This is a genomic window from Thiobacillus denitrificans (assembly GCF_001530125.1).
GTDB lineage: Bacteria > Pseudomonadota > Gammaproteobacteria > Burkholderiales > Thiobacillaceae > Thiobacillus > Thiobacillus denitrificans_C.
Map to the genome: position 1 here is coordinate 113,642 of NZ_LDUG01000002.1, position 26,304 is coordinate 139,945.

The following is a 26,304-nucleotide window of genomic DNA, read 5'->3' on the forward strand; positions in this document are numbered from 1 at the left end:
TCCATATTTCGCCGCTTTTTTGGGCAATAGGGCAATAGAACGACTATTGCCCTGCAAAATCGTCAAAATCTGCCCTCGCCCAGCCGAATTTTCGCTTCGATTCTTCAAGTCCGACAGACTGCTAGATCGGCATCTGAGCCTGCTGCGCACGCTGGCGAATCGCCTTGAGCAGATTCAGCAAGGCTGGCGTGACGTGAAGCGCCTGTTGAATGGCCTGCGCAAAAGAGGTCGTTTCCTGGAAATATTCATGCACCAGCCGGTTGCGCAGCTTGCGCCACGCTAGCCAGTCCAGCGCGTTTTCGAGGATGCCCAGGCGTTCGGCCCGGTTCAGGTTATCCAGCAGCGGGCCGGGAACCTCACCCAGCAGCAAAAGCAGGCGCGGAATCAACTTTTCGCCCAGGTGATCCTGCAGACGCCCAAAGCGGGCCGCAAACGCCTCGATGCTGATGGCAAGGCTGGCGTCCGGTGCAAGTTGATCAAGTTGATCAACCCCCAGGTCCATTTGATTGAGCCCATGCCAGCTTGCTTCGAGCGCACGCGCCTCACGTTCGGCGATTTCCAGTGCGCGCACGAAAGCCGGCACGTGTTCCGGGAGATAGTTGAGACTCAAAGCGGAATCCCGGTTCGCGAGGCTTCCTGAACGATGGGCCAATTCGCGTTTTCGGGCCCCGCCAGAATTACATCGATTTTCTGCTCGCCCAGCAGTTGCTGCAATCTCGCCTCCAGGCGGGCCGCTTGCCAGGGTGCATCAACCGGCAAATGAGGAAGCTCCACCAGCAGATCGAGGTCGCCCCCCTTGCGCCGGTCATCCACACGCGAGCCGAACAGCCGCACCCTTCCCTGCTGGCCAAATATTTGATGGACAGCATCAACAATGATCTGTCGTTGCTCAGCGGAAACTCTCATGGCATTGAGTTTAGCACTTGGGCTACTGGGTATTCCGACTTCAAACCCAGCGCCCGACGCCGGCCAGCCCCACCATCAGCCGCACGCCGCCGTAAGCCAGCCACGACAGCATGCGATGCGGCCAGGCGCGGCGTTGCCAGCCGGCGGCGTCGAGCGGGACGGACTGGCTGATGGCGTGGTGCAGGCGTTGCCGCAGGTCGTGCGCGAAGGCCGCGTCGTCGACGACGATATTGGCCTCGCGCGCGAGCAACAGGCTGAACGGATCGATGTTGCTGGAGCCCACGGTGGCCCAGTGGCTGTCGACCACGGCGACCTTGGCGTGAAGTTCGCTGGCCTGGTATTCGTGAATGCTCACGCCGGCGGCGAGCAGGTCGTGATAGAGGGCGCGCGCGGCGGCCAGAAAAAAGGGGTGGTCGGTGTGACCCTGCACCAGCAGGTGTACCCGCACGCCGCGCGCGGCGGCATTTTTCAGCAATCTTCTGAAGCGATAGCCGGGCAGGAAGTAGGCGTTGGCGAGGATGATTTCGTCGTGCGCCAGCGCCAGCGCGGCGAGGTAGGCCCGTTCGATGTCGCGGCGATGGGCGAAGTTGTCGCGCACCACGAAGGCGGCGCGCACGTGGCCATCAGTCGGCCAGGACGGCTGGATCAACGGGGGCCGGCTTTCGCCGGCACGCAGTTGCGTCAATGCCACCAGCCGCCACAGATGCCGGGCGCTTTGATGAATACCGGCAAGCAGCGGCCCCTGCACTTCGACGCTGAAATCGAGCCGCGGCACGTCGAAGTGCGCCGGCTCGAAGTCGTCGATGAGGTTCATGCCGCCGACCAGGGCGATGCGCGCGTCGATCACTGCCAGCTTGCGGTGCAGCCGCCGCAGGCTCTTGGGATTGGAGCGCCAGCCCCGGCCCGCCAGCGGACGATAGCGCAGCACGCTGACGCCTGCCGTTCTGAGCGCATCCAGCCAGGCGGCCGGCAGCTCGCGCGAACCCACGCCGTCGATCAGCAGCCGCACCCGCACACCGCGCAGGGCTGCGCGCGTCAGGGCATCGCGCACCGCCTCGGTGCTGGGGTCGACGTTGAAAATATAGGTTTCAAGATGGATTTCGCTGTGCGCGACGTCGATCGCCGCGATCAGCGCCGGAAAGAATTCGACGCCGCTTTGCAGCAACCGCAGCTGGTTGCCGGAAACCAGCCCGGCTCCGCGAAAGAATAATTTGCGCAGGGGCGTTTTCATGAACGTTAGCCAGCATTCGGCCCGGGGGCGGGCCTCCTACAATTCACCAGGCATCGTGAGGGCCGCACCAATATTGCAGGCTCGCTTGTCGGGCCAATTGGTGCCCGCATTCGACGGGCTACCGGCCTATCCCGTAGGAGCGGCGCCCTCGCCGCGAATGCCCGCACCGTGCGGTTGCCAGCATTCGGCCTGGGGGCGGGCATCCCACATCGGGCCAGGTTGGGCGCAGTCATCAGGCCGGTCTGAGCTTGGCGGTGAGCGCGGCGTGGTCGGAAATACGGTGCCAGGCGTTGCCGGTGTGGACGTGCGCGGCCTCGATTTTGAAGCGCCGCACATAGATGCGGTCGAGCTGGAACAGCGGCAGGATGGACGGATAACTGCGCGCCGACTTGCCGTGGTGGGCTTCGAACACCTCGGCCAGCCCCAGCTCGTCATGGAAATAACGGCCGACGCGCATCTGCCAGTCGTTGAAGTCGCCGGCCAGGATCAGCGGCGCATCGTCCGGCACCAGCTTGTGCACACGCGCCGCGATCATCGCCAGCTGGCGCTTGCGGCCGCCTTCGGTGAGCCCCAGATGGACGTTGATGCAGTGCACCGGCGTGGCCATGCCGGGCACCTCGATTTCGCAATGCAGCATGCCGCGGCTTTCGTAGGCGTGGGCGGAAATGTCCTCGTTTTCCCAGGACAGGATCTTGTAGCGCGACAGGATGGCGTTGCCGTGGTGGCCGGTGTCGTAGACGCAGTTCTTGCCGTAGGCAAAATCGGTGTAGACCTGCCCCGCCAGGAACTCGGTCTGCGGCCAGCACGCCAGGTGATGAAAACGGCGGGCGGCGCGCAGGCCGTGGCAGCCCTGCACTTCCTGCAGGAACACGATGTCGGTTCCCAGCGTGCCGAGACGGTCGCGCAACTCGTGCACGGTCAGCCGCCGGTTGAATTGCGACAGGCCCTTGTGGATGTTGTAACTGGCGATGTGCAGCGGGGAAGTCATCAAGGCATTATAAGCGCGCGGGCAGCAGGCGAATCGCCGCCGCGTTGCTGGGCGAGAAGCAGCGTTCGGCCGCTTCTTCCCACGGCAGCCACAGGTAGCGCAGATGTTCGCGCGGTGCGCACGTGACCGGCAGCGGCGCGGGGAGCTTGAGGCCAAACACGTGCTCGGTGTTGTGGGTAACGCCGGGCGCGTAGCGGTGGCGCCAGCGTTCATAAATCTCGTAGCGGTTTTCGATGGCCCACGGCGTCAGCTCGAAGTGCGTGACGTCGAGCCCGGTTTCCTCGCGCACTTCGCGGATCGCGGTCTGCTCCAGGGTTTCGCCTGCGTCCTGCGAGCCGGTGACCGACTGCCAGAAGCCGGGCGCATCGGCGCGCTCCATCAGCAGCACCTGGCCGTTAGCGCTGTGGATGACGACGAGGACGGAAACCGGGATCTTGTGTGCGGTCAAATGATGCGGGCGTTGAGCGGGGTGCCTGTTGCCAGGATGGCGATCAGGCGGTCGATGTTGGGATGCGTGCCGGGGTGGCGGCTGGCGTCCTCGGTGTGTTCGGCGAAAATCGCCAGGCCTTCGGCGGCAGCCTCGGCGTCGATCGCGCCATATTGCTGCGCGAGATACGCATACACCCGGAACGAGCCGGCGGTGCCGGGCGCGTTGGCGATCGTCGCCAGTTCGGTGCCTGCGGCGTCGGTCAGCACCAATTTTTCACCCGCGAATTCGGGCAGGATTTTCAGGGTGTCGGCGAATTTCATTTCAAAAATCCCTTGTCACGCCGGGTAGCGTCCATATGTAGGAGCGCCGCCCCCGGCGCGATTGTCTGCACCGTGCAACCGCCGGCAATCGGCCCGGGGGCGGGCCTCCTACATTGGGCCATGGCTCATGGCGTCTGCATTGGTACGAACTATCGGTTTTAAGCCGCCTTGTCCCCTGCCGTGTTGCGCAGCCGGATGTGCAATTCGCGCAGCTGTTTATCGTCGACCACGTTGGGGGCGTTGGTCATCAGGCAGGAGGCGCGCTGGGTCTTGGGGAAGGCGATGACGTCGCGGATGGATTCGGCGCCGGTCATCAGGGTGACCAGACGATCGAGGCCAAACGCCAAGCCGCCGTGAGGCGGCGCGCCGTATTGCAGGGCGTCGAGCAGGAAGCCGAATTTCTCGCGGCGCTCTTCCTCGCCGATGTTCAATGCGGCGAACACCTTCTCCTGCACGTCCTGCTGGTGGATACGCACCGAGCCGCCGCCGACTTCCCAGCCGTTCAGCACCATGTCGTAGGCTTTCGACAGGCAGCGGCCGGGGTCGGTGGCGAGCCAGTCTTCGTGGCCGTCCTTCGGCGCGGTGAAGGGATGGTGCAGCGCGTCCCAGCGGTTCTCGCCCTCGTTGAATTCGAACATCGGGAAATCGACCACCCACAGCGGCGCCCAGGCGCGGCCGTCGACATGGCCTTTCTCGTGGCCGATCTTGAGGCGCAGCGCGCCGAGGGCGTCGTTCACCACTTTTTCCTTGTCGGCGCCGAAGAAGATGAGATCACCGTTCGCAGCGCCGGTGCGTTCGATCACGGCAGCGAGCGCGGCTTCGGAGAGGTTCTTGACGATGGGCGATTGCAGGCCGGACTCGTTGAGCTGGGTCACGTCGTTGACCTTGATGTAGGCCAGGCCCTTGGCGCCGTAGATTTTCACGAATTCGGTGTAGCCGTCGATTTCGCTGCGCGAGAGCGCTGCGCCGCCGGGGATGCGCAGCGCGGCGACGCGGCCTTTCGGATCGTTGGCCGGGCCGGAGAAGACCTTGAACGCGACGTCACACATGACATCACCGACGTCGACGATTTCCAGCGTCACCCGCACGTCGGGCTTGTCGGAACCATAGCGGTTCATCGCTTCGGCATAGCTGATGCGCTGGAAGGCGGCGGGCAGGTCGATGTCCTGCGCGCGCTTCATCATGTCGCGAATCATGCCCTCGACGAGATTCATGATCGCCTCTTCACTCATGAACGAGGTTTCGAGGTCGACCTGGGTGAACTCGGGCTGGCGGTCTGCGCGCAGATCCTCGTCGCGGAAACACCGGGCGATCTGGAAGTAGCGGTCGACGCCGGCCACCATCAACAGCTGCTTGAACAGCTGCGGCGACTGCGGCAGTGCGTAGAACATGCCGTCATGCACGCGCGACGGCACCAGGTAGTCGCGTGCGCCTTCCGGGGTGGAACGCGTCAGCATCGGCGTCTCGACTTCCATGAAGCCGTGCGCGTCGAGGTAGTCGCGCATGATTTTCGACACGCGGTAACGCAATTTCAAGTTCTTCTGCATCGGCTCGCGGCGCAGGTCGAGGTAGCGGTACTGCAGGCGGATATTCTCGTTGATGTTGTCGTCGTCGATCTGGAACGGCGGCGTCAGCGAGGGATTCAGCACGTCCAGCTTCTTGGTCAGCAGTTCGACCATGCCGGTCGGCATGTTGGGGTTTTCGGTGCCGGCGGGACGCGGCCGCACCAGGCCCTCGATTTTCAGCACGAATTCGGAGCGCACGTCTTCGGCCAGTTTGAAGGCTTCCGGGGTGTCGGGGTCGATCACCACCTGCATCATGCCCTCGCGGTCGCGCAGGTCGATGAAGATGACGCCGCCATGGTCGCGCCGGCGGTGGGCCCAGCCGCACAGGGTGACGGTGTTGCCGATGTCGGCGGCGGTGACGGCACCGCAGTAATGAGTACGCATGTTCTTCCTAATTAAATACCGGGACGCGCTTCAGCCGAAGCGGCGCCCATCGAGACGATGTATTTCAGCGCGCGATCGACCCGCACGTTAGCCCGTCAGAAACAAAGCTTGCCTATCCGGTTTGTTGCCAAAGTGATTGAGCGTACCCAAGGCGGTATTGGCCTTCGTAGGGCGGAAAAGCGAAGCGTTATCCGCCGAATGTGGGTCGCTCATTCGGCGGATAACACTGCGCTCATCCGCCCTATAGGGGATTGGTTTTGGCAACAAACCGGATAGGCAAGAAACAAAGAAGCGGGCGGCTCGCACCGCCCGCTTCCCGGCGCCATCGCAGCAGTCAGTTACAACGCCGGACACGCGCCCGTGCCGCAGGCGGGCGCGGCAGCTTCTGGCTTGGCGGCGGGCTTGCTGCCGCTATCTTTGAAATCGGTGGCGTACCAGCCGGTTCCCTTCAGCGCAAAGCCGGCCGCCGTCACCTGCTTGGCGTAATCGGCCTTGCCACACGACGGGCAAACGGTCAGCAGCGCATCGGACATTTTCTGCATTTCATCCTGGGCAAAGCCACAGGACACACATTTGTAAGTGTAAATCGGCATGATTCGCTCCGATAAATCAATAAGTTGCGCAATTATACCCAAACAACGGGCACACATACCCAAACAACGGGCACAGGTACCCAACAACGGGCACACGCAGCGAATCTGGCGACAACGCGCCGGGGTTCAGGCCCGCCGCTACCAGGCCAGGCTCAGGCTGCCGTAGACGCGCCGGCTGAAGAGGTTAGTGTTGCGGAACTCTTGGTAATCCTTGCCTAGGTTCTGCCCCACCACCGCAGCCTCCATTTCGGTCCCCTGCCATTTCCAGCGGTGCGCCAGGCGGGCGTCGACCCGGGTGAAGGCCTCCGTGTCATCCCCCTCTGTCAGCCATTTCTGGGCGTCGGCGCGCTGGGCAAACAAGCTGGCTTCCCAATGGTTGCCAAAATGGTAATTGGCGAGTATTCCCCAACTGCTGCGCGGCGCGGATAGTGGAATGTCTTTTTTGAAATTGGTATCGGCAGTGTCCGTACTCAGGAAAACACGGGCATAGTGGACACTTACATCCAGCCCACGGGTTGGCCGCCAGCGCATCTGGATTTCCCCGCCGTGGGAATCGATCCCGCCAATATTGGCCGCGCTGAAGACTTTCGACTGAAGGGAACCGAACACGTCAAGCGCCGGGTCGACTTTGACCATGCCGATGAAGTCGTCGATCCGATCCCGAAACAGCCGCACGTCCATATCAAGCCGCAAAGGCCGCCAATGTCCGACATAAGCAATCTCGCGTGACACGATGCGCTCAGGCTCCAGGCCACCGGAAGGCACGGTAAGCACATCGATCGGGGCTCCCGACTCCGATAGGAGAACCCGGTTGCCCTCCTCCTCAAAGAAAGTCGGCGAGCGGTAGGCGCGCGATATCCCCAGCCGGATGACATGGCCCGGCGCCACAGTGAAATTGGCCGCGGCTCGCGGCGAAATATCTGCGCCAGTGAAGTAATGGTGTTCCAGCATGGCGCCCCCCTGCAGCAGCACGCGCTCGTGAGGACGCCATTCGAGGTTGCCGAACGCGCGCGCGATCTCGCCGCGCATTGTCTTGCTGGAGTGGTAACCCTGTGGACTTTTAACGGTCTCCTGCCACAACTCGCCCCCCCACACTGCGCGCAGGCTGGGCGCCCACTGCTCATTCACCTGCAGATCAATGCTGCTGCGGGACTGCCGCAGGTATTGATCGACAACAACATTGCCGTAATCAATGCCGTTGTAAACCAGGGGAGACACCCACGCATCCGCATCGAACCGATTCTGCGTATGGTATGCCTGCACCCGCCATTCACGACGCTCCGATTCCACCTTGCGATAAGCGAATTGCAGATACAGTGCGCGCGAATCCTGCTCGGTTGGTTCGAGCGCAAACCGTGGATCATCGGTGCGGGCACCCGCATTCCCTTTGCCCTGCGTCAGACCGAATTGCGCCATGACATCCGAGTCTGGCGAGCGCTGCCAGTCCACACGGCCATTGACAAAGTAGGTTTGACTCGCTTCGAAATATTGCCCGACAGAAATGCCCATATCGGGCGGCCCGGTGACATCCCTCTCGAAGCGATCCCGTTGCTGGGCCGACGCGGTCAGTCGGTAGCGCAGTGCTGCGTTACCGCCACCATGGCGAACCGTCATCCCACGCATGTCCTTGGTGCCGGTTTGCAGTGAAACGAATTCGCCCGGCACCTGCGCCGCCGTCTTGGTGATGATATTGATGACCGCAGCAAAGGCATTCGCGCCATAGACTGCAGCGTCGGGCCCGCGCACTACTTCGATGCGCTCGATGTCGTCGATCGCAAGCGGCAAATCCGTCCAATTCACTGCACCGTAGTGAGGGCTGTAAATTGAGCGCCCATCGACCAGCACCTGAAACCGGCGCGAATAGGCGTCGCCCAAGCCGTGATAGCCGGCCGCCCAGGTATTGTCGCGCGTATAGGCGACCGAAAAACCCGGCACCAGCCGCAACAGTTCGGGAATGTCGCGAAAACCCGACGCGCGGATCATCTCGCGGTCGATGACGGTGACGGCGGCAGGCGCCTCGTTGACCGGCTGCGACAGGCGCGACGCCGACAATACGACCGGCATTTCGTCGAAAAAGTCGGACTCGGTGACCGCGGCCTGCGCCGGGCCATTAGCCGCGAGGATGCCGCCCAGCAAGAGCGTCACCCCCAACCCACACAATCTTGTCTGCTGTTTGCCGTTCACCCCGTGTCGACGCGTATTGCGCGCAGGCTCCTCTCCGCCTTGTTGGTTTGGTGTTCGTGTGGGCTGACGCCCCCGACCGTACATCCCTTGCGTCAGAACGGAATATCGTCGTCCATGTCGTCGAACCCGCTACTGGCCGGGCGTTGCGCGGGGGCCGGGGCATTGCCGCGTGGCGGGCTTTTCGGCGCCGCCTGCGCACCTGCTCCCGCCGTTTGGTCATAGCCGCCGTCGTCCATGTCGGCCATGCCGCCGCCGCCACCCTTGCTGCCCAGCATCTGCATGCGGTCGCCACGGATTTCGGTGGCGTACTTTTCAACGCCTTCCTTGTCGGTGTACTTGCGGGTGCGGATCGAACCTTCGACGTAGACCTGGCTGCCCTTTTTCAGGTACTGGCCGCAGACTTCAGCGGTGCGGCCGAAGAAGCTGACACGATGCCATTCGGTCTGCTCGACCATTTCGCCCTGTTTGTTCTTGAACTTGTCGGTGGTGGCGATGGCAAGGTTGGCGACGGCCTCGCCGCTCGGCAGATAGCGCATGTCGGGGTCGCGCCCCAGGTTGCCGACCAGAATGACTTTATTGACGGATGCCATGTTTTCCCCTGTATTAAAATTGAATGGTCTGAGCTTGATCTGCTGCGAATTCTATCAGGCAGCCGCCGTATCCAGCAGGCTGCGTGCACCGGCTTCGTCCCAGCCTTTGATGCTGACCTTGAGCATGGCCACGCCTTCTTCGGCCAGCACCACCGCCTCGACCACCCCCGCCACCTCGGCCAGTTGCGCCTTCAGCAGCGCAGCCTGGTCCGCAGGCATCACGCCAACGCGAAACATGCGGGTCTTGATCGCGGGCGGCGCCTTCATCGACAGGCTCGCGACCAGCCATGCCGCCATCAGGACCACGCAGAAGATGAACACGGCCTGGAAGCCATGATGCTGCGCCAGCCAGCCGCCGAACACGCCGCCAAAGAACAGTCCCAGCGCCTGTGCGGTATTGTAGACCCCCATCGCCGTGCCTTTGGCCGACACCGGGGCGAGCTTGGAAATCAGCGAAGGCAGGCTGGCTTCGAGCAGGTTGAACGCGACGAAATAGAAAAACAGCGCCCACACGATGCCCCAGAAGTGGTCAATGCCGAACGCGAATCCCAGCTGCGCTAGCAGCATCAGCGCCACCGCGCCGATGAACACCGGCTTCATCTGGCCGCGCTTTTCGCCCACAATAATGGCTGGCACCATCAGCACGAAGGAACCCAGCAGCACCGGCAGGTACACCGCCCAGTGCTGGTCGACGGCGAGGCCGCTGTTCTTGAGCGCCACCGGCACCACCACGAACATCGCCATCTGCGCCGCATGCAGCGCGAAGATGCCGAAATCGAGCCGCGCAAGCTGGCCGTCCCGCAGCACATCCTTCAGTTTCGCCGGGTTGGCCTGGGCGTCGGCGTGATAGTGGCTGTCGGCGGGATCGGGCACCCACACTTTCACCACCCAGATGGCGGCCAGCGCGAGCACGCCAGTCAGGGCAAAAATCCCCGGCACGCCGATCACGCGGTTAAGCGCGGGGCCGGCCACCAGCGACACCGCGAAGGTGATACCGATGGTGGAGCCGACCAGCGCCATCGCCTTGGTGCGGTGCTCCTCGCGGGTGAGGTCGGCCAGCATTGCGGTGACGGCGGCGGAAATGGCGCCGGCGCCCTGCAGTGCGCGGCCGAAAATAGTCCAGTAGATGTCGGTGGCTGCCATGGCAACGAAGCTGCCGAACGCAAACACGATGAGGCCGAAGATGATGACCTTCTTGCGGCCGATGCGGTCGGACGCCATGCCGAAGGGAATCATCAGGATGGCCTGGGTCAGGCCATACATGCCGAGCGCGAGGCCAACCAGGGTGTGGTTGTCGCCGCCAGGAAGATCCTCGGCATACAGCGCGAACACCGGCAGGATCAGAAACATGCCCAGCATGCGCAGGCCGAAAATTGCCGCCAGACCCGATGCGGCACGCTTTTCGGCGCGGGTCATATTTTCGGACAGGTCGATGTGGGCCACTGCGGGATTCGGCTAATTCGGGAAGTCCGTTATATTAGCAGGTTGCGAATTCAGCTCGCTGCCTTAACCGATAGCCGTCAAACAATGGAATTCATCCGCATCCGTGGCGCCCGCACCCACAATCTGAAGAACATCAACCTCGATCTGCCGCGCAACAAGCTGGTGGTGATCACGGGCTTGTCGGGTTCGGGCAAGTCCTCGCTCGCCTTCGACACGCTTTACGCCGAGGGCCAGCGCCGCTATGTCGAGTCGCTGTCGGCCTATGCGCGGCAGTTTCTGCAGCTGATGGAAAAGCCCGACGTCGACCTGATCGAGGGTCTATCACCGGCGATCTCGATCGAGCAGAAGGCCACCAGCCACAACCCGCGCTCGACCGTCGGCACCGTCACCGAAATCCACGACTACCTGCGCCTCTTGTACGCCCGCGTCGGCGACCCGCAGTGCCCGGAACACGGCATCACGCTCGCCGCGCAGACGGTATCGCAGATGGTCGACGCGGTGCTGGCGCTGCCGGAAGACACCAAGCTGATGATCCTGGCGCCGCTGGTGGTGGGACGCAAGGGCGAAAACCTCGAATTGTTTGCCGAACTGCGCGCACAGGGTTTCGTGCGGGTGCGGGTCGACGGCGGGGTGCACGAGATCGACGCCATTCCCAAGCTCGACAAGAACAAGAAGCACACCATCGAAGTGGTGGTGGATCGTTTAAAAGTGCGTGCCGACGCCAAGCAGCGGCTGGCTGAAAGTTTCGAGACCGCGCTGCGCCACTCGGAAGGCCGCGCGCTGGCGGTGGAAATGGACGCCGGCCGCGAGCATCTTTTTTCCGCCAAGTTCGCCTGCCCGGTGTGCAGCTATGCGCTGCCCGAACTGGAGCCGCGCCTGTTTTCGTTCAACAACCCGATGGGCGCCTGCCCGACCTGCGACGGCCTCGGCCAGATCACCTTCTTCGACCCGGCGCGCGTGGTCGCCTTTCCGCATCTTTCACTGGCAAACGGCGCGATCAAGGGCTGGGACAAGCGCAACCAGTTCTTTTTCATGATGCTGCAGAGCCTGGCGATGCATTACGGCTTCGACCTCGACACGCCGTGGGAATCGCTGCCCGAGCGCACCCGCGACGTAATTCTGAACGGCTCTGGCCGCGAGGCGATCGCGTTCCAGACACTGGCCCCGCGCGGCGGCTACACCACGAAAAGCTACCCGTTCGAGGGCGTGCTCGCCAGCATGGCACGGCGCTACCACGAGTCCGACTCGACGGCGGTGCGCGAGGAACTCGCCAAATACCAGAACAACAAGTCCTGCCCCGCCTGCAACGGCACCCGGCTGCGCGAGGAAGCGCGTCACGTGATGGTGGGCGGCGTGCCGATTTACGTCGTCAGCGCGATGCCGCTGAAACAGGTGCTGGCGTTTTTCGAGGCGCTGACACTCGACGGCCACCGCGCGCAGATCGCCGACCGCATCGTCAAGGAGATCATCGCCCGCGTCGGCTTTCTGAATAACGTCGGGCTGGACTACCTGTCGCTCGACCGCTCCGCCGACACGCTGTCCGGCGGCGAGTCGCAGCGCATCCGGCTGGCGTCGCAGATCGGCTCGGGGCTGACCGGCGTGATGTACGTGCTGGACGAGCCCTCGATCGGCCTGCACCAGCGCGACAACGACCGCCTGCTGGGCACGCTGAAGCACCTGCGCGACATCGGCAACTCGGTGCTGGTGGTCGAGCACGACGAGGACGCGATCCGCGCCGCCGACTATGTGGTCGACATGGGCCCCGGCGCCGGCGTGCACGGCGGCGAAGTGGTGGCGGAAGGCACGCCTGAAGCGATTCGCCTGAGCGAACACTCGCTCACCGGGCAGTACCTGTCCGGGCGGCGGCGCATCGCCATTCCGAAAACACGCCGCCAGCCCGACCCCGAGCGGCAATTGGTGGTGACCGACGCCCGCGGCAACAACCTGAAGCACGTCACGCTCAATCTGCCGGTCGGTCTGTTCGTCTGCATCACCGGTGTGTCCGGCTCGGGCAAATCCACGCTGATCAACGACACCTTGTATGCCGCCGTCGCGCGCCATCTGTACGGCTCGTCGGCCGAACCCGCGCCGCACGGCGAGATCCGCGGCCTGGAATTCTTCGACAAGGTGATCAACGTCGATCAGTCGCCGATCGGCCGCACCCCGCGCTCCAACCCAGCGACCTACACGGGATTGTTCACGCCGATCCGCGAGCTGTTCGCCGGCGTGCCGGAATCACGCATGCGCGGCTACGGGCCGGGCCGCTTCAGCTTCAACGTCAAGGGCGGACGCTGCGAGGCCTGCCAGGGCGACGGCGTGATCAAGGTCGAAATGCACTTCCTGCCCGACATCTATGTGCCGTGCGACGTCTGCCACGGCGCGCGCTACAACCGCGAGACGCTGGAAATCCAGTACAAGGGCAAGGCCATCCGCGACGTGCTGGAAATGACTATCGAGCACGCGCACGAATTCTTCGCTGCGGTGCCGGTGGTCCGACGCAAGCTGCAAACCCTGCTCGACGTCGGCTTGGGCTACATTCGCCTCGGCCAGTCCGCCACCACGCTGTCGGGGGGCGAGGCGCAGCGGGTCAAGCTCGCGCTCGAACTGTCCAAGCGCGACACCGGCCGCACGCTGTACATCCTCGACGAGCCGACCACGGGCCTGCATTTCGCCGACATCGACCTGCTACTGAAAGTGCTGCAGCGCCTGAGTGAGGCCGGCAACAGCGTGGTCGTCATCGAACACAACCTCGACGTCATCAAGACCGCCGACTGGCTGATCGACCTCGGCCCCGAAGGCGGCGGCGGCGGCGGCCAGATCATCGCCGAAGGCACGCCCGAGGCGGTGGCCGACAATCCGGCCAGCCATACCGGGCAGTACCTGCAACCGGTGCTGGCGCGACACTGATATTAGGAGAAGATCGGTTGATGACTGACGAAAGTGACCTACGGTACGTTGCGCATCTCGACATGCTTGGAATGAGCTTGGACACAGGATTGGCTTTCAAATAAGCTTGAGCCTTGGAGAACAAGTTATTGTTCACTATGGAGAGTTGAATCATGGCAAGCGCTTTGGAACTGGTACGCGAAATCGAGAAACTCCCGCCCGCCGAGCGAGCGAGCGGAGCTGGTCGATCAGGTGATCCGCGATGTGCTGCAACCCGATGCGGAAATTGAAGCGGCCTGGGCGGAAGAATCCTCCCGGCGTTGGCGCGCATACAAAAATGGGGCGTTGGAAAGTATCCCCTATGAAGCGGTGATGGCGAAGTACCGCAAGCCTTGAAGGTTTCGTTGCTTGCTCCCGCGCGACAGGAGCTTGATGAAGCCTTTGCGTGGTACGAAGCCCAGGCTGCTAGGCTACGGTTTTCTGGATGAGTTCAATCGGGCGGTACGCCTGGTCACCACGTTTCCCGAACTCTATCAACTGATTAACCCCGGGATTCGCCGCTGCCTGCTCAACCGTTTTCCTTACGGCCTGGTGTATGGCGTGGATGACGGGATGATCGTCATTGTGGCGGTGGCGGATGTAAAGCGGCGGCCACTTTACGGGTTCGACCGATTGCCAGAAAAATAACCGCGATTTCACTGCTTGATTCTGCCTCCCCCGATTTTCGGGCATCTATAACGATGCCCATTCACCGTTACCATCAACACCATGTCTGAACCGATCCGCCTCTCCAAACTGATGTCCGAACGCGGGCTGTGCTCGCGCCGCGAGGCTGACAGCTACATCGAGCGCGGACTGGTGTTCGTCGACGGCCGCCGGGTGAGCGAGCTCGGCACCAAGGTCGATCCCAACTGTGCGATCCGCCTGGACACGCAGGCCAGCGCGCAACAGCAGCAGCGCGTCACCCTCCTGCTGCACAAGCCCGTCGGCTATGTGTCGGGCCAGCCGGAACCGGGCTATCAACCGGCCGTGACCCTGATCCGTCCCGAAACGCAGTGGCAGGACGGGCGCGCAAACCAGGCGTTCCATCCGACGCATCTGAAAGGCCTGGCGCCCGCCGGGCGACTCGACATCGATTCGACCGGTCTTTTGGTGCTGACGCAGGACGGGCGGATTGCCAAACAGCTGATCGGCGAAAATTCCGATATCGAGAAGGAATATCTGGTGCGGGTCGAAGGGCGGCTCGACGACAAAGGTCTCGCGCTGCTCAACCATGGCCTCTCGCTCGACGGCCGCAAACTGCGCCCGGCCAGGGTCGGCTGGCAGAACCCCGACCAGCTGCGCTTCATCCTGAAAGAGGGCCGCAAGCGCCAGATCCGCCGCATGTGCGAACTGGTTGGGCTGAAAGTGGCGGGGTTGAAACGCGTGCGCATCGGCCGCGTGCGGCTGGGTGAGCTGCCGCTGGGGCAATGGCGCTACCTGCGCGACGACGAGTCGTTCTGAAGCGAACAAACGTAAAATCGGGCTGCGTACCCGTGCAAGAGCTTGTTTCTTCTATCTTTTGCACTATCAATAAAGGCGTGAGTTACCGGACTCGCATTATTTTCATATTTACATCAGGGAGATCGCCATGCAATCCAAACTTCTCGTCGCACTGTTCGCCGCCCTTGCATTGACCGCCTGCAAAAAAGCTGAAGAAGCCGCTGCCCCCGCCATGGAAGAATCCAGGGAAGCGGCGAGCGCAGCGGCGGATTCCGCTGCAGAAGCCGCACGTTCAGCTGCTGAGGCAGCCGCTGCCGCTGCCGAGGCCACAGGTGAAGCCGCCGCTTCAGCCGGTGAGGCTACGATGGATGCGGCTGCCAAAGCCGCCCAGGACACTGCCGATGCCGCGCAGAAAGCGGCCGATAAGGCCAAAGACGCCGCGCAATAATTCCACACCAGGCAGCGCAAACGGTCAGGTTTTCCTGGCCGTTTTGTTTGGTGCAACCGGCCCGGGAGGCCAGCCACTACAATTCAGCCATTCCACTTCCCTGCCCCGCCATGCGCCTTCTCATCCTCGCCGCGCAGTTCCGCTCCTACTGGCAGCCGCTGCTGATCCTGCTGACGGTGCCAATGGCCTTCACCGGCGTGGTGTTCGGCCTCTTCATCACGCAGAACCCGCTCAGCCTGTACACGCTGTACGGCGTCATCGCGCTCACCGGCATCGCGGTCAACTCCGCGATCGTGCTGATCGACGCCGCCAACGCACGGCTCGCGTCCGGCATGGGCCTGTTGCACGCCACGCTGTATGCCGCGCGGCGCCGCGTTGTCCCCATCATCATCACCACCACCATCGGCGGCCTGTTCTCGCTCGCTGTCGGGCTCGGCGGCAAGTCGCTGATCTGGGGGCCAATGGCAGCGAGCCTGGTGTGGGGCCTGCTGGTCGCCACCACGCTCACGCTGTTCACCATACCGATCCTGTTCCGACTGGCGATGCAGATCGGGCCGGGGCTGCGCGGCGGCCTTGTGCGCAGACTGCGCCGCGCGCCGGCCGTCTGATCTGACGACCACCAGGATGAACCCGCGCGATCTGCTGCTGGAATCCTTCCGTGCCGCGGTGGCCGCCGCCGACCCCGCGCACATCCTGCCACCGCACCTGCCCGCACCACCACGCGGCCGTACCCTGGTCGTCGGTGGCGGCAAGGCCGCCGCCAGCATGGCCGCCGCGGTGGAGGCTCACTGGCCAGCCGATGCGCCACTGTCTGGACTGGTCGTTACCCGCTACCGGCACGGCCTGCCCACGCGCCGCATCGAGGTCGTCGAGGCCAGCCATCCGCTCCCCGACGGACGCGGCGAAGCAGCCGCCTTGCGCATGCTCGAAATGGCGAGCCAATTATGTCCGGACGATCTGCTGCTGGCACTGATTTCGGGCGGCGGTTCCAGCCTGCTCGCCGCGCCGGTAAAAGGGGTGAGCCTGAAGGAATTGCGCCAGGTGACCAAGGCGCTGCTCAATGCAGGCGCGACCATCCACGACATCAACACCGTGCGCAAGCATCTCACCCGCCTGTCGGGCGGGCGCCTGGCGCAGGCGTCGCATGGCGCACACACGCTGGCGCTGATCATTTCAGACGTCGTCGGCGACGACCCGACCCATATCGCGTCCGGCCCCTGCGCGCCCGACCCCACCACCTGCGCCGATGCGCTCGAACGGTTGCAGCACTTCGGCATCGCCCCGCCCGCCGGCGTACGCCGTCATTTGGAACAAGCTGCATCGGAGGCCGACACGCCGAAGCCCGGCGATCCCTGTTTCGCGCGCACGGAAAACCGCATCATCGCCAGCGCGCAGGCCAGCCTCGAAGCCGCGTGCGCCTATTTCGAACAATACGGCATTCCCGCCATGGTGTTGTCAGACAGCGTCAGCGGCGATACTCAGGCCGTGGCCAAACAACACGCCGCGCTGGCGCGCGCCGTGAAGTCGCGTCCAATCGCATTGATTTCCGGCGGCGAGACCACCGTCACCCTGCGCCCACAGCATGGACGCGGCGGCCGCAACGCCGAATTTCTGCTGGCCCTGGTTGTTGAATTGGCGGGCACGCCGGCGTGGGCGATCGCCTGCGACACCGACGGTATCGACGGCAGCGAGGACAACGCGGGGGCGTTGATCGGCCCCGACACGCTGCTTCGCGCGCATGAGCGCGGCCTCGACGCGGCCGACTTTCTGGCCGCACACGACAGTCACGGATTTTTTGCCGCCCTTGGCGATCTGGTCGTCAGCGGCCCCACCCGCACCAACGTCAACGACTACCGGGCGCTACTGCTCGGGCTGAACTGAACGCGATCAGTTAAGGCGCTGCACCCGCACCGGATCGCCCACCTTCAGGCCAAACGCGGCGGCGGCACTGCCCCGGTTCACCGCAAGCTCCAGCAAGCCGACGCTGTTGTTGAACCAGAAACCTTCGCCCTTGCCGACAAAGCCGAAGCTCTCGCTGTGCTTGAATGCTTCGCCCGCTGCGCTCACGCGCGCGTCCTGCAGCACCCCGCGCACGCCGGTCCAGGCGTTGCCGTAATGGTCGATATAAATCACCCGCCCCAGGTCGCCGGCATCGAACTCGACATTCAGCTTGTCTATCGGGTTCAGCTTGTGGGTGGGGAATTCGCCGCGCGCGATGTCTGCCGCGATCAGTGCAAACAGGTCGCGCCCGTGAAACGTCGCCGACAGGCCCTCAGGCTGCCAGGTAATGCGCCACAGCCGGGTGTCTGCATGGCGTGCGGCAAGGACCGACAACAGCCCGTTGTCCGGTCCAACAAACCAGCGGCCGCCGGCCAGGGCCACCACGGCATCGCGCGGCGTGCCGACGCCGGGATCAACCACCGCCAGAAACACACTGCCGGGCGGAAAGCCCGGGGCAAACGCCGCCAGCAAATGCGCGCCCGCATGCGGGTTGAAGTCCGGTACCTCATGCAGCAGGTCCACCACCAGCTGTGCGGGCGCGTGTTCTGCGAGGCGCGCCTTGACCTGCCCGACATAGGGATCGCGCACGCCGAAATCGGTGAAAAGAACGATCACAGGCTTTTCCTGGCTAGCGGGGAAGGATGACTATGCCTGACAAGGCCGGCCCGCGGCAAATACATCATGAAGTCTGGCCCGGCAAGCACCACTTCTGCGTGGGACACGCTTAAAACAGGCCATGAAAAAAGCCGGGTGATCCCGGCTTTTTTGCATCGCGACGCAAACTCGATTTACTCGGCCTCAGCAGCCTCGACATCGGTCTCGGGACGATCCACCAGTTCGACCAGCGCCATCGGCGCATTGTCGCCATTGCGGAAGCCGTATTTCAGAATGCGCAGATAGCCACCCGGCCGTGTCTTGTAACGCGGGCCCAGTTCGCCGAACAGCTTGACGACCATGTCGCGGTCACGCAGGCGGTCGAATGCCAGGCGATGGTTGGCCAGGCTGGGTTCCTTACCCAGGGTGATCAGCGGCTCGACGAAGCGGCGCAGTTCCTTGGCTTTCGGCAGCGTGGTCTTGATGATTTCGTGCTTCAGCAGCGACACACTCATGTTGCGGAACATGGCCAGACGATGGCTGGTGGTGCGGTTCAGCTTGCGGTTGGATTGACGATGACGCATGGCGATTCCTTTTGGGTCAGTATTCTTGGGCTAGGTCGCCTGCCACGGCGACCCGCACTTTATTGTTTGATTGGGTTACAGGGTATTTCTTAAGGGGTTCAGGGACGCTCGAGACCGGCGGGCGGCCAGTTTTCCAGCTTCATCCCCAAGGACAGGCTCTTGGAAGCCAGCACGTCCTTGATTTCGTTCAGCGACTTGCGGCCCAGATTAGGGGTGCGCAGCAATTCCGATTCGGAACGCTGGATCAGGTCGCCGATGAAATAGATATTTTCGGCTTTCAGGCAATTGGCCGAACGCACGGTCAATTCGAGGTCATCGACCGGGCGCAGCAACAGGGGATCAACCTGTGGCGAACGCGGCGACTCGGACTCGGCCGGGGTGCCTTCCAGATCGGCAAACACGGAGAGCTGGCTCACCAGGATGCGCGCAGCGGTACGCACGGCTTCTTCCGGCTCGACCACGCCATTGGTTTCAATGTCGATCACCAGGCGGTCGAGGTCGGTGCGCTGTTCGACACGCGCACTCTCAACGGTGTAGGCGACGCGCCGAACCGGGCTGAACGAGGCGTCGATCAGAATCGAACCGACGGCGCGGGTTTCTTCCGAAACTTTGCGCACGGTCGCCGGCTGATAGCCGCGACCGCTCTCGATCTTGATTTCCATGTCGAGTTTGCCGCCCTTGGTCAGGTGAGCAATCACGTGATCCGGATTCAGCACTTCGATGTCATGGCCGATTTCGATGTCGCCCGCCGTCACCACGCCTTCGCCGGCCTTGGAGACTTTCAGGATGGCCTCGGACTTGCCGTGCATCTTGAAAGCAATGCCTTTGAGGTTCAGCAGAATATCAACGACATCCTCCTGCACCCCCTCGATGGTCGAGTACTCGTGTACGACGCCGCTGATCGACACTTCGGTCGGCGCATAGCCAACCATGGAAGACAGCAGAATACGACGCAGCGCATTGCCGAGCGTATGGCCATAGCCACGCTCGAAGGGCTCCATGATGACCTTGGCGTGTAACGGGGAGGAGCGATCCACCTCCACAATACGCGGCTTGAGAAATTCCGTAGCGCTTTGCATAGAGTGCAATTCCTTAAAACCAGCCCTTAGGACCGGGGCACAGAGACCAGGCCAACTTATTTGGAGTACAGTTCGATGACCAGCGATTCATTGATGGTCGACGGCAGTTCCGAGCGTTGCGGTGCGGCCTTGTAGGTTCCTTTGAGCATCTTGGCGTCAACTTCGACCCACTCCGGATAACCACGCGCAGCCGCCGCTTCTGAAGCCGCCTTGATGCGCAGATGGGCTTTCGCTTTTTCCGCAACCTCAACCACGTCACCGGCACGAACCTGATATGACGGGATATTGACCCGGCGACCGTTCACCATAATGCCGTTGTGACGCAGCACCTGGCGCGCCTCGGTGCGCGATGCACCAAAGCCCATGCGATAGCACACCGAATCCAGCCGCGACTCAAGCATCGACAGCAGGTTTTCACCGGTCACGCCCTTGCGGCTGTCCGCCCGCTTGTATGTCAGGCGGAACTGGCCTTCCAGCACCCCGTAGATACGGCGAATTTTTTGTTTTTCACGCAACTGGATGCCATAACCAGACAGGCGGGCACCGCTTTTCTGGCCATGTTGACCAGGCGCATAGGGACGGCGCTCGATGGCGCACTTGTCAGTGAAACACTTCTCGCCCTTCAGGAAGAGCTTTTCGCCTTCACGGCGGCACTGACGGCATTTGGGATCAAGATTACGAGCCATGATTTTGCCTAGTATTAGATACGACGCTTTTTGGAGGGACGGCAACCGTTATGCGGGATCGGGGTAACATCCGAGATCGTGACGATCTTGAAACCCAGCGCATTCAACGCACGCACAGTGGAATCGCGACCAGGACCAGGGCCCTTGATCCGAACTTCCAGGTTTTTGACGCCGCACTCCTGCGCCATTTTGCCGGCGTTTTCCGCCGCAACCTGCGCCGCGAACGGAGTCGACTTGCGCGAGCCCTTGAAACCCGCACCACCAGCGGTTGCCCACGACAGGGCATTACCCTGACGATCGGTGATCGTCACGATGGTGTTGTTGAACGAAGCATGAATGTGCGCAATACCTTCTGCGACATTCTTCTTGACCTTTTTACGGACACGCGTTGCTGGTTTCGTTGCCATGGTTAACCTTTATTTCCTGATGGCCTTGCGCGGCCCCTTGCGGGTTCGCGCGTTGGTGCGTGTACGCTGACCTCGCACCGGCAAGCCTTTACGGTGGCGCAAGCCGCGATAGCAACCAAGATCCATCAATCGCTTGATGTTCATGGTGGTTTCGCGGCGCAGGTCGCCCTCGACCGTGAACTTGGACACGACTTCACGTATGCGCTCAACCTCGGCTTCTGACAAATCCTTGATTTTCGAAGTCTGGGCAACGCCAGCCGCTTCGCAAATCTTGCCGGACGAAGTCCTGCCAATGCCATAAATGGCGGTCAACGCAATAATCGCGTGTTGATGATTCGGGATATTAACCCCAGCAATACGAGCCATTCGCAGAGCCCCAAACGCAAAACAAAAAATTATAACACGTCAACCCGGCTTCAGGTTGACTCGAATTCAAACCGACCAACAATTGCCCGCTCATCCCTGGCGCTGCTTGTGCCGTGGATCATCACAGATCACACGCACAACACCCTTGCGGCGTACAACCTTGCACTTGCGGCACATTTTTTTGACTGAAGCCTGTACTCTCATGGTTTTCTCCATTCACTCGCCGGCGGCATGCTGCCGGTCAAAAATCATTTGGCCCGAAAAACGATCCGGCCTTTGGTTAAATCGTACGGGGTGAGCTCAACCGTCACCTTGTCACCGGGAAGAATGCGGATGTAGTGCATACGCATTTTTCCCGAAATATAACCCAGTAAAACATGGCCATTTTCCAGCTTGACTCGAAACGTGGCGTTAGGCAGGTTTTCGATGACCTCACCCTGCATCTGGATGACATCTTCCTTTTCCTTAGGCATGTCATCGTCCTGCCAAGCCGTTCTTGAAATTGGCTTTCTTGAGCAAGCCTTCATACTGGTGAGACATGACATAGGCCTGAACCTGAGCCATGAAGTCCATGGTCACCACCACAATAATCAGCAGGGATGTTCCACCAAAGTAGAAGGGAACATTCCATTTCAAAATCAGAAACTCGGGCAACAAACACACCAGGGTGATGTAGATCGCCCCCACCAGCGTCAGCCGGGTCAGAATCTTGTCGATGTAGCGTGCTGTCTGATCCCCCGGGCGGATACCCGGAACAAACGCACCACTTTTCTTCAGGTTGTCTGCCGTTTCCTTGGGATTGAACACCAGGGCCGTATAGAAAAAGCAGAAGAAAATGATCGCCAGCGCGTACGCCAGAACATATACCGGCTGCCCGGGAGATAAGGACGAGCCGATCTCCCTCAACCAGCCCATGCCCTCACCGCTGCCGAACCATCCCGCCAGGGTGGCCGGAAACAAAATGATGCTGGAGGCAAAAATTGGCGGAATCACCCCAGCCATATTCAGTTTGAGCGGCAGATGCGAACTCTGCCCACCCACTACCATCTTGCCGACCTGACGCTTGGCGTAGTTGACCAGAATCTTGCGCTGACCCCGCTCAACAAACACCACCAGCGCGGTCACCAGCAGCACGCCCACAAACAACATCAACACCAGCGGAATCGGGAATGCGCCGGTTCGCGTCAATTCCAGTGTGCCGCCGATCGCGGAGGGCAAGCCTGCCACAATGCCCGCGAAAATAATGATCGAGATACCATTACCCAGACCACGCTCGGTAATTTGCTCACCCAACCACATGAGGAACATCGTGCCGGCAGTCAAGGTTGCCACCGTAATCAAACGAAAACCCATACCGGGATCCAGCACCAAACCTGCCTGGGATTCCAGCGCTATGGAAATCCCCAGCGCCTGAAACACCGCCAGGAACAGGGTGCCGTAGCGGGTGTACTGCGTAATCTTGCGACGCCCGGACTCGCCCTCTTTTTTCAGCGCTTCCAGCTGCGGCGAGACCGTCGTCATCAACTGCACGATGATCGACGCCGAAATGTACGGCATGATTCCCAGCGCAAACAGGCTGAAACGCGACAGCGCGCCACCCGAGAACATGTTGAACATGCCCAGAATGCCGCCTTGCTGCGACTTGAACAACTGATCGAGCACCAGCGGATCGATACCCGGCACCGGAATAAAGGTGCCAATACGGTAGACGATCAATGCGCCAAGCAAAAATAGCAAGCGGCGCTTGAGGTCGCCGAATTTATTCAAGCCGGATTTGGGCGTGGCCAAAGCGTGTGTCCTCGCAGGCTCAGTCGGCGATGGTGCCGCCGGCCGCTTCAATTGCAGCACGGGCACCCTTGGTCACAGCGATACCGCGCAGCTTGATCGCCTTATCGATTTCGCCGGCCAGATAGACTTTCGCAGCCTTGGCAGCCGAGCGAACAATACCCGCCTGCTTCAATACCAGCAGGTCAATCTCGTCCACCCCAACCGCAGCCAGCTGATACAGACGAACGTGTGCCGTATCAGCCTTGGTCAGCGAAACGAAACCGCGCTTCGGCAGGCGACGCTGCATCGGCATCTGGCCACCTTCGAAGCCAACCTTATGGAAGCCGCCCGAACGGGATTTCTGGCCCTTGTGGCCACGTCCTGCGGTTTTACCCAGACCGGATCCAATGCCGCGACCCAAGCGACGCTTGTCTTTCTTGGCGCCATCGGCCGGTTTAATCGTATTCAGTTCCATTTAAGCCTCGCACTTCAACAGATAGGCGACCTTGGTCATCATTCCGCGGTTTTCCGGGGTATCGAGCACCTCGACGGTGTGATGCATCCGGCGCAAACCCAAGCCACGGACGCAGGCACGATGTGCTTCCTTGGTGCCAATCAGACTTTTGATCTGCGTCACCTTGATTTTTTTCTGCTCACTCATGGCTTACCCCGTGATGTCTTCGAGTGACTTGCCACGCTTAGCCGCAATCTCGGACGGCGTGGACATTTTCAACAACCCGTCAATCGTCGCACGAACGACGTTATAAGGATTGGTTGACCCCAGGCATTTGGCAAGAACGTTCTGCACGCCCATCACCTCGAACACGGCACGCATCGCACCGCCGGCAATAATCCCGGTACCCTCCGATGCAGGCTGGATCAACACGCGCGAAGCGCCATGCTGCCCGACCACCGTATGGTGAAAGGTGCCATTTTTCAGGCTGATCTTGACCAGCTTGCGACGGGCTTCTTCCATTGCCTTCTGCACGGCCACTGGCACTTCGCGGGACTTGCCCTTGCCCATGCCGATTCCGCCATCGCCATCGCCAACAACAGTCAACGCGGCAAAACCCATGATCCGACCACCCTTCACCACTTTGGTGACACGGTTGATCGAGATCATCTTTTCGCGCAAACCGTCGCCGCGCTCTTCGTTACTACTAGGTGCTGTACGGGCCATCTTGATTCTGCCTCGTTAAAAAACCAAACCGCCTTCACGCGCAGCTTCAGCCAGGGCTTTCACACGCCCATGGAACTTGAAGCCAGAACGATCGAAAGCCACTTTTTCAATGCCCAAACCCTTGGCCTTTTCAGCCAGCCGCTTGCCCACTGCTGCTGCCGCGGCGACGTTTCCGCCATTCGTCAGCTCGGCACGCATGTCCTTGTCATTGGAAGACACGCTGGCCATCACCGTGCCGCCATCCGCCGAAATGATCTGGGCGTAGACATGGCTGTTGGTGCGGTGAATTGCCAGGCGGGTCGCCTTGACGGCCGCGATTTTGGCGCGGGTTTTGCGCGCTCGGCGAATCCGTGATTGCTTGGTGTTCATTTTCTGTCCTTATGCCTTACTTCTTCTTGGTCTCTTTCTTGATAACCACTTCGTCGCTATAGCGCACGCCTTTGCCCTTATAGGGCTCCGGCGGGCGGTATGAACGCACATCAGCGGCCACCTGCCCAACAGCCTGGCGATCGACACCCTTGATCACAATTTCAGTTTGCGTCGGCGTCTCGACCTTGATTCCGGCGGGCATCTTGTGCACGACAGGATGCGAGAAACCGAGCGTCAGGTTGAGCGCATCGCCCTGGGCCTGCGCACGATATCCGACGCCGACCAACAAGAGCTTCTTCTCGAAACCCTTGGTGACACCCTGAACCATGTTATTGACCAGCGAACGCATTGTTCCCGCCATGGCGTTGGCCTGGATGCCCCCGCCGACAGGTGCAAAAGTCAGCACACCGTCATTGAGCGCAACCGAGACATCGCTCGATGTCGCCTGAGTCATCGCACCAAGAGGGCCTTTAACAGAGACCACACTTCCCAGCGTGACTTCAACACCCTTCGGCAAGGTAATTGGATTATTGGCTACACGTGACATATCGGCTCTCTCTTACGCAACCACGCACAGGACTTCACCACCCACTCCCTGGGCGCGGGCACGGCGATCAGTCATTACGCCACTCGACGTGGACACAATGGCGACACCCAGGCCATTCATCACTCGCGGCAGATCTTCTGCGCCCTTGTAGACGCGAAGACCAGGCTTGCTTACACGCTCGATGCGCTCGATAACCGGACGGCCAGCGTAATACTTAAGCTGAAGTTCGAGTTCAGGTTTGCCAGCTTCGCCACGAATGGCAAAACCATCAATATAGCCCTCATCCTTCAACACCTTGGCGATAGCCACTTTGACCTTGGAAGAAGGCATCGTGACAGCCCCTTTTTCAACCGCTTGTGCATTGCGGATGCGGGTCAGCATGTCCGCGATGGGATCACTCATACTCATATTATTTGCCCCTTACCAGCTTGCCTTGACGATGCCCGGGATCTCGCCCCGCATCGCATACTCACGCAGCTTGCCGCGCGCCAGGCCAAACTTGCTGAACACGCCACGAGGACGGCCCGTCAACTGGCAGCGATTGCGCTGGCGCACCGGACTGGAATTCCGCGGCAGCTCTTGCAATGCCTTGTATGCCGCCATGCGATCTTCATCGCTGGTCTGTACGCTGGCAATTGCAGCTTTGAGGTCAGCACGCTTGGCAGCATATTTTTTCACCATGCGCGCGCGCTTTTCTTCGCGATTAATCAAGGATAACTTGGCCATGCCTACCTCAATTCTTGAACGGGAAACTGAAGGCAGCAAGCAAAGCTCGCGCTTCTTCATCAGTCTTGGCGGTGGTGGTGATCGTAATGTTCATCCCACGCAACGCATCAATCTTGTCGTACTCGATCTCAGGGAAAATAATCTGTTCCTTGATGCCCATGTTGTAGTTACCACGGCCATCAAAGGACTTCCCTGAAACACCGCGGAAGTCACGGATGCGAGGAATTGCCACCGTAACCAGACGATCCAGAAACTCGAACATCTGCACACGTCGCAGGGTCACCATGCAGCCCACGGGATAATCTTCACGGATCTTAAAGCCCGCAATCGATTTTTTCGACTTGGTGACGACCGGTTTCTGACCAGCGATCTTGCGCATGTCAGCCACCGCATGATCCATCACCTTCTTGTCAGCCACCGCCTCACCAACCCCCATGTTCAGGGTGATCTTCTGGATACGGGGAACCTGCATGACAGACTTGTACCCAAACTGTTCAATCAGTTTTGGCACGACTGTCTCACGATAAATTTCTTGAAAACGCGCCATG

The 26,304-nt window shown here is 61.3% G+C and carries 34 protein-coding genes and 1 pseudogene; 7 read left to right on the top strand and 28 right to left on the bottom strand.

Features of this window, described 5'->3' with window-relative positions:
- Positions 1–121 precede the first annotated feature (121 nt).
- The 11 genes from ABW22_RS00630 to ABW22_RS00680 all read right to left on the bottom strand — a co-directional run bounded on the left by ABW22_RS00630 (position 122) and on the right by ABW22_RS00680 (position 10,607).
- The gene (locus ABW22_RS00630; protein ID WP_059750883.1) at positions 122–610 is read right to left on the bottom strand and encodes a hypothetical protein; all 489 of its coding nucleotides are present in this window, start codon (positions 608–610) and stop codon (positions 122–124) included.
- Complete coding sequence (locus ABW22_RS00635) at positions 607–906, bottom strand: nucleotidyltransferase family protein (protein ID WP_059750884.1); 300 nt, start codon at positions 904–906, stop codon at positions 607–609. The genes ABW22_RS00630 and ABW22_RS00635 overlap by 4 nt, the downstream gene beginning before the upstream one ends.
- Positions 907–946: 40 nt before the next feature.
- On the bottom strand, positions 947–2,137 hold the full coding sequence (gene clsB, locus ABW22_RS00640; protein ID WP_059750886.1) for a cardiolipin synthase ClsB: 1,191 nt from the start codon (positions 2,135–2,137) through the stop codon (positions 947–949).
- Between the two features lie 232 nt (positions 2,138–2,369).
- Complete coding sequence (locus ABW22_RS00645; protein ID WP_059750888.1) at positions 2,370–3,125, bottom strand: endonuclease/exonuclease/phosphatase family protein; 756 nt, start codon at positions 3,123–3,125, stop codon at positions 2,370–2,372.
- Positions 3,126–3,132: 7 nt separating this feature from the next.
- A complete protein-coding gene (gene nudB, locus ABW22_RS00650; protein WP_059750891.1) occupies positions 3,133–3,573 on the bottom strand; it encodes a dihydroneopterin triphosphate diphosphatase in 441 nt (146 codons plus the stop codon).
- The gene (locus ABW22_RS00655) at positions 3,570–3,875 is read right to left on the bottom strand and encodes a DUF2322 family protein (RefSeq protein WP_059750893.1); all 306 of its coding nucleotides are present in this window, start codon (positions 3,873–3,875) and stop codon (positions 3,570–3,572) included. The genes nudB and ABW22_RS00655 overlap by 4 nt, the downstream gene beginning before the upstream one ends.
- Positions 3,876–4,033: 158 nt before the next feature.
- On the bottom strand, positions 4,034–5,824 hold the full coding sequence (aspS, locus tag ABW22_RS00660; protein WP_059750895.1) for an aspartate--tRNA ligase: 1,791 nt from the start codon (positions 5,822–5,824) through the stop codon (positions 4,034–4,036).
- A 338-nt stretch (positions 5,825–6,162) separates the two neighbouring features.
- Positions 6,163–6,417, bottom strand: coding sequence for an FmdB family zinc ribbon protein (locus ABW22_RS00665; RefSeq protein ID WP_059750898.1), 255 nt, complete (start codon positions 6,415–6,417; stop codon positions 6,163–6,165).
- 138 nt (positions 6,418–6,555) lie between these two features.
- Positions 6,556–8,601: a TonB-dependent receptor plug domain-containing protein gene (locus ABW22_RS00670; RefSeq protein WP_059750900.1), complete on the bottom strand. Its 2,046-nt coding sequence runs from the start codon at positions 8,599–8,601 to the stop codon at positions 6,556–6,558.
- A 92-nt stretch (positions 8,602–8,693) separates the two neighbouring features.
- A complete protein-coding gene (gene ssb, locus ABW22_RS00675; protein ID WP_059750903.1) occupies positions 8,694–9,191 on the bottom strand; it encodes a single-stranded DNA-binding protein in 498 nt (165 codons plus the stop codon).
- A gap of 54 nt (positions 9,192–9,245) precedes the next feature.
- Complete coding sequence (locus ABW22_RS00680) at positions 9,246–10,607, bottom strand: MFS transporter (RefSeq protein ID WP_059750996.1); 1,362 nt, start codon at positions 10,605–10,607, stop codon at positions 9,246–9,248.
- A 111-nt stretch (positions 10,608–10,718) separates the two neighbouring features.
- Between ABW22_RS00680 and uvrA the strand changes: the two genes are divergently transcribed.
- The 7 genes and pseudogenes from uvrA (at position 10,719) to ABW22_RS00710 (ending at position 17,331) form a co-directional block, all read left to right on the top strand.
- The gene (gene uvrA / locus ABW22_RS00685) at positions 10,719–13,541 is read left to right on the top strand and encodes an excinuclease ABC subunit UvrA (RefSeq protein WP_059750905.1); all 2,823 of its coding nucleotides are present in this window, start codon (positions 10,719–10,721) and stop codon (positions 13,539–13,541) included.
- Positions 13,542–13,751: 210 nt separating this feature from the next.
- Positions 13,752–13,916 (top strand): annotated as a pseudogene (locus tag ABW22_RS16590) (addiction module protein); the annotation flags it as partial.
- Between the two features lie 36 nt (positions 13,917–13,952).
- A complete protein-coding gene (locus ABW22_RS00690; protein WP_202813885.1) occupies positions 13,953–14,207 on the top strand; it encodes a hypothetical protein in 255 nt (84 codons plus the stop codon).
- An 81-nt stretch (positions 14,208–14,288) separates the two neighbouring features.
- Positions 14,289–15,023 carry a pseudouridine synthase gene (locus tag ABW22_RS00695; RefSeq protein WP_059750907.1) on the top strand — a complete coding sequence of 245 codons (735 nt, stop codon included), beginning with the start codon at positions 14,289–14,291 and terminating at the stop codon, positions 15,021–15,023.
- A 127-nt stretch (positions 15,024–15,150) separates the two neighbouring features.
- Positions 15,151–15,450, top strand: a complete 300-nt coding sequence (locus tag ABW22_RS17110; RefSeq protein WP_059750908.1) for a hypothetical protein — start codon at positions 15,151–15,153, stop codon at positions 15,448–15,450.
- Positions 15,451–15,560: 110 nt separating this feature from the next.
- Positions 15,561–16,058 carry an efflux RND transporter permease subunit gene (locus ABW22_RS00705; protein WP_059750910.1) on the top strand — a complete coding sequence of 166 codons (498 nt, stop codon included), beginning with the start codon at positions 15,561–15,563 and terminating at the stop codon, positions 16,056–16,058.
- 16 nt (positions 16,059–16,074) lie between these two features.
- Complete coding sequence (locus tag ABW22_RS00710) at positions 16,075–17,331, top strand: glycerate kinase type-2 family protein (RefSeq protein ID WP_059750912.1); 1,257 nt, start codon at positions 16,075–16,077, stop codon at positions 17,329–17,331.
- Positions 17,332–17,337: 6 nt separating this feature from the next.
- Here ABW22_RS00710 and ABW22_RS00715 read toward each other — a convergent pair whose 3' ends face one another.
- The 17 genes from ABW22_RS00715 to rplE all read right to left on the bottom strand — a co-directional run bounded on the left by ABW22_RS00715 (position 17,338) and on the right by rplE (position 26,303).
- Positions 17,338–18,066: an SAM hydrolase/SAM-dependent halogenase family protein gene (locus tag ABW22_RS00715; RefSeq protein WP_059750914.1), complete on the bottom strand. Its 729-nt coding sequence runs from the start codon at positions 18,064–18,066 to the stop codon at positions 17,338–17,340.
- A 173-nt stretch (positions 18,067–18,239) separates the two neighbouring features.
- Positions 18,240–18,629: a 50S ribosomal protein L17 gene (gene rplQ / locus ABW22_RS00720; protein ID WP_059750916.1), complete on the bottom strand. Its 390-nt coding sequence runs from the start codon at positions 18,627–18,629 to the stop codon at positions 18,240–18,242.
- A 98-nt stretch (positions 18,630–18,727) separates the two neighbouring features.
- Positions 18,728–19,708: a DNA-directed RNA polymerase subunit alpha gene (locus tag ABW22_RS00725; RefSeq protein WP_059750917.1), complete on the bottom strand. Its 981-nt coding sequence runs from the start codon at positions 19,706–19,708 to the stop codon at positions 18,728–18,730.
- Positions 19,709–19,764: 56 nt separating this feature from the next.
- The gene (gene rpsD, locus ABW22_RS00730) at positions 19,765–20,394 is read right to left on the bottom strand and encodes a 30S ribosomal protein S4 (RefSeq protein WP_059750919.1); all 630 of its coding nucleotides are present in this window, start codon (positions 20,392–20,394) and stop codon (positions 19,765–19,767) included.
- A gap of 14 nt (positions 20,395–20,408) precedes the next feature.
- Positions 20,409–20,801, bottom strand: a complete 393-nt coding sequence (gene rpsK, locus ABW22_RS00735) for a 30S ribosomal protein S11 (protein WP_059750921.1) — start codon at positions 20,799–20,801, stop codon at positions 20,409–20,411.
- A 9-nt stretch (positions 20,802–20,810) separates the two neighbouring features.
- Positions 20,811–21,167 (bottom strand): 30S ribosomal protein S13, encoded by a 357-nt coding sequence (rpsM, locus tag ABW22_RS00740; protein WP_059750923.1) that lies wholly within the window; start codon positions 21,165–21,167, stop codon positions 20,811–20,813.
- A gap of 90 nt (positions 21,168–21,257) precedes the next feature.
- Positions 21,258–21,371, bottom strand: coding sequence for a 50S ribosomal protein L36 (gene rpmJ / locus ABW22_RS16595; protein WP_026240735.1), 114 nt, complete (start codon positions 21,369–21,371; stop codon positions 21,258–21,260).
- Positions 21,372–21,415: 44 nt separating this feature from the next.
- The gene (gene infA / locus ABW22_RS00745) at positions 21,416–21,640 is read right to left on the bottom strand and encodes a translation initiation factor IF-1 (protein WP_059750924.1); all 225 of its coding nucleotides are present in this window, start codon (positions 21,638–21,640) and stop codon (positions 21,416–21,418) included.
- 1 nt (position 21,641) lies between these two features.
- The gene (secY, locus tag ABW22_RS00750) at positions 21,642–22,955 is read right to left on the bottom strand and encodes a preprotein translocase subunit SecY (protein WP_059750926.1); all 1,314 of its coding nucleotides are present in this window, start codon (positions 22,953–22,955) and stop codon (positions 21,642–21,644) included.
- A gap of 19 nt (positions 22,956–22,974) precedes the next feature.
- Positions 22,975–23,409 (bottom strand): 50S ribosomal protein L15, encoded by a 435-nt coding sequence (rplO, locus tag ABW22_RS00755; RefSeq protein ID WP_059750927.1) that lies wholly within the window; start codon positions 23,407–23,409, stop codon positions 22,975–22,977.
- Positions 23,410–23,595, bottom strand: a complete 186-nt coding sequence (gene rpmD, locus ABW22_RS00760; protein ID WP_059750929.1) for a 50S ribosomal protein L30 — start codon at positions 23,593–23,595, stop codon at positions 23,410–23,412.
- A 3-nt stretch (positions 23,596–23,598) separates the two neighbouring features.
- Entirely contained in the window at positions 23,599–24,114 is a 516-nt protein-coding gene (gene rpsE, locus ABW22_RS17680) for a 30S ribosomal protein S5 (protein WP_059750931.1), read from the bottom strand.
- 15 nt (positions 24,115–24,129) lie between these two features.
- The gene (gene rplR / locus ABW22_RS17685; RefSeq protein ID WP_059750933.1) at positions 24,130–24,483 is read right to left on the bottom strand and encodes a 50S ribosomal protein L18; all 354 of its coding nucleotides are present in this window, start codon (positions 24,481–24,483) and stop codon (positions 24,130–24,132) included.
- A gap of 16 nt (positions 24,484–24,499) precedes the next feature.
- Positions 24,500–25,030, bottom strand: a complete 531-nt coding sequence (rplF, locus tag ABW22_RS00775; protein ID WP_059750934.1) for a 50S ribosomal protein L6 — start codon at positions 25,028–25,030, stop codon at positions 24,500–24,502.
- Between the two features lie 12 nt (positions 25,031–25,042).
- On the bottom strand, positions 25,043–25,438 hold the full coding sequence (gene rpsH, locus ABW22_RS00780; RefSeq protein WP_059750937.1) for a 30S ribosomal protein S8: 396 nt from the start codon (positions 25,436–25,438) through the stop codon (positions 25,043–25,045).
- Positions 25,439–25,450: 12 nt separating this feature from the next.
- Positions 25,451–25,756, bottom strand: a complete 306-nt coding sequence (gene rpsN / locus ABW22_RS00785) for a 30S ribosomal protein S14 (protein WP_059750938.1) — start codon at positions 25,754–25,756, stop codon at positions 25,451–25,453.
- 7 nt (positions 25,757–25,763) lie between these two features.
- Positions 25,764–26,303 carry a 50S ribosomal protein L5 gene (rplE, locus tag ABW22_RS00790; RefSeq protein ID WP_059750940.1) on the bottom strand — a complete coding sequence of 180 codons (540 nt, stop codon included), beginning with the start codon at positions 26,301–26,303 and terminating at the stop codon, positions 25,764–25,766.
- Position 26,304 lies beyond the last annotated feature (1 nt).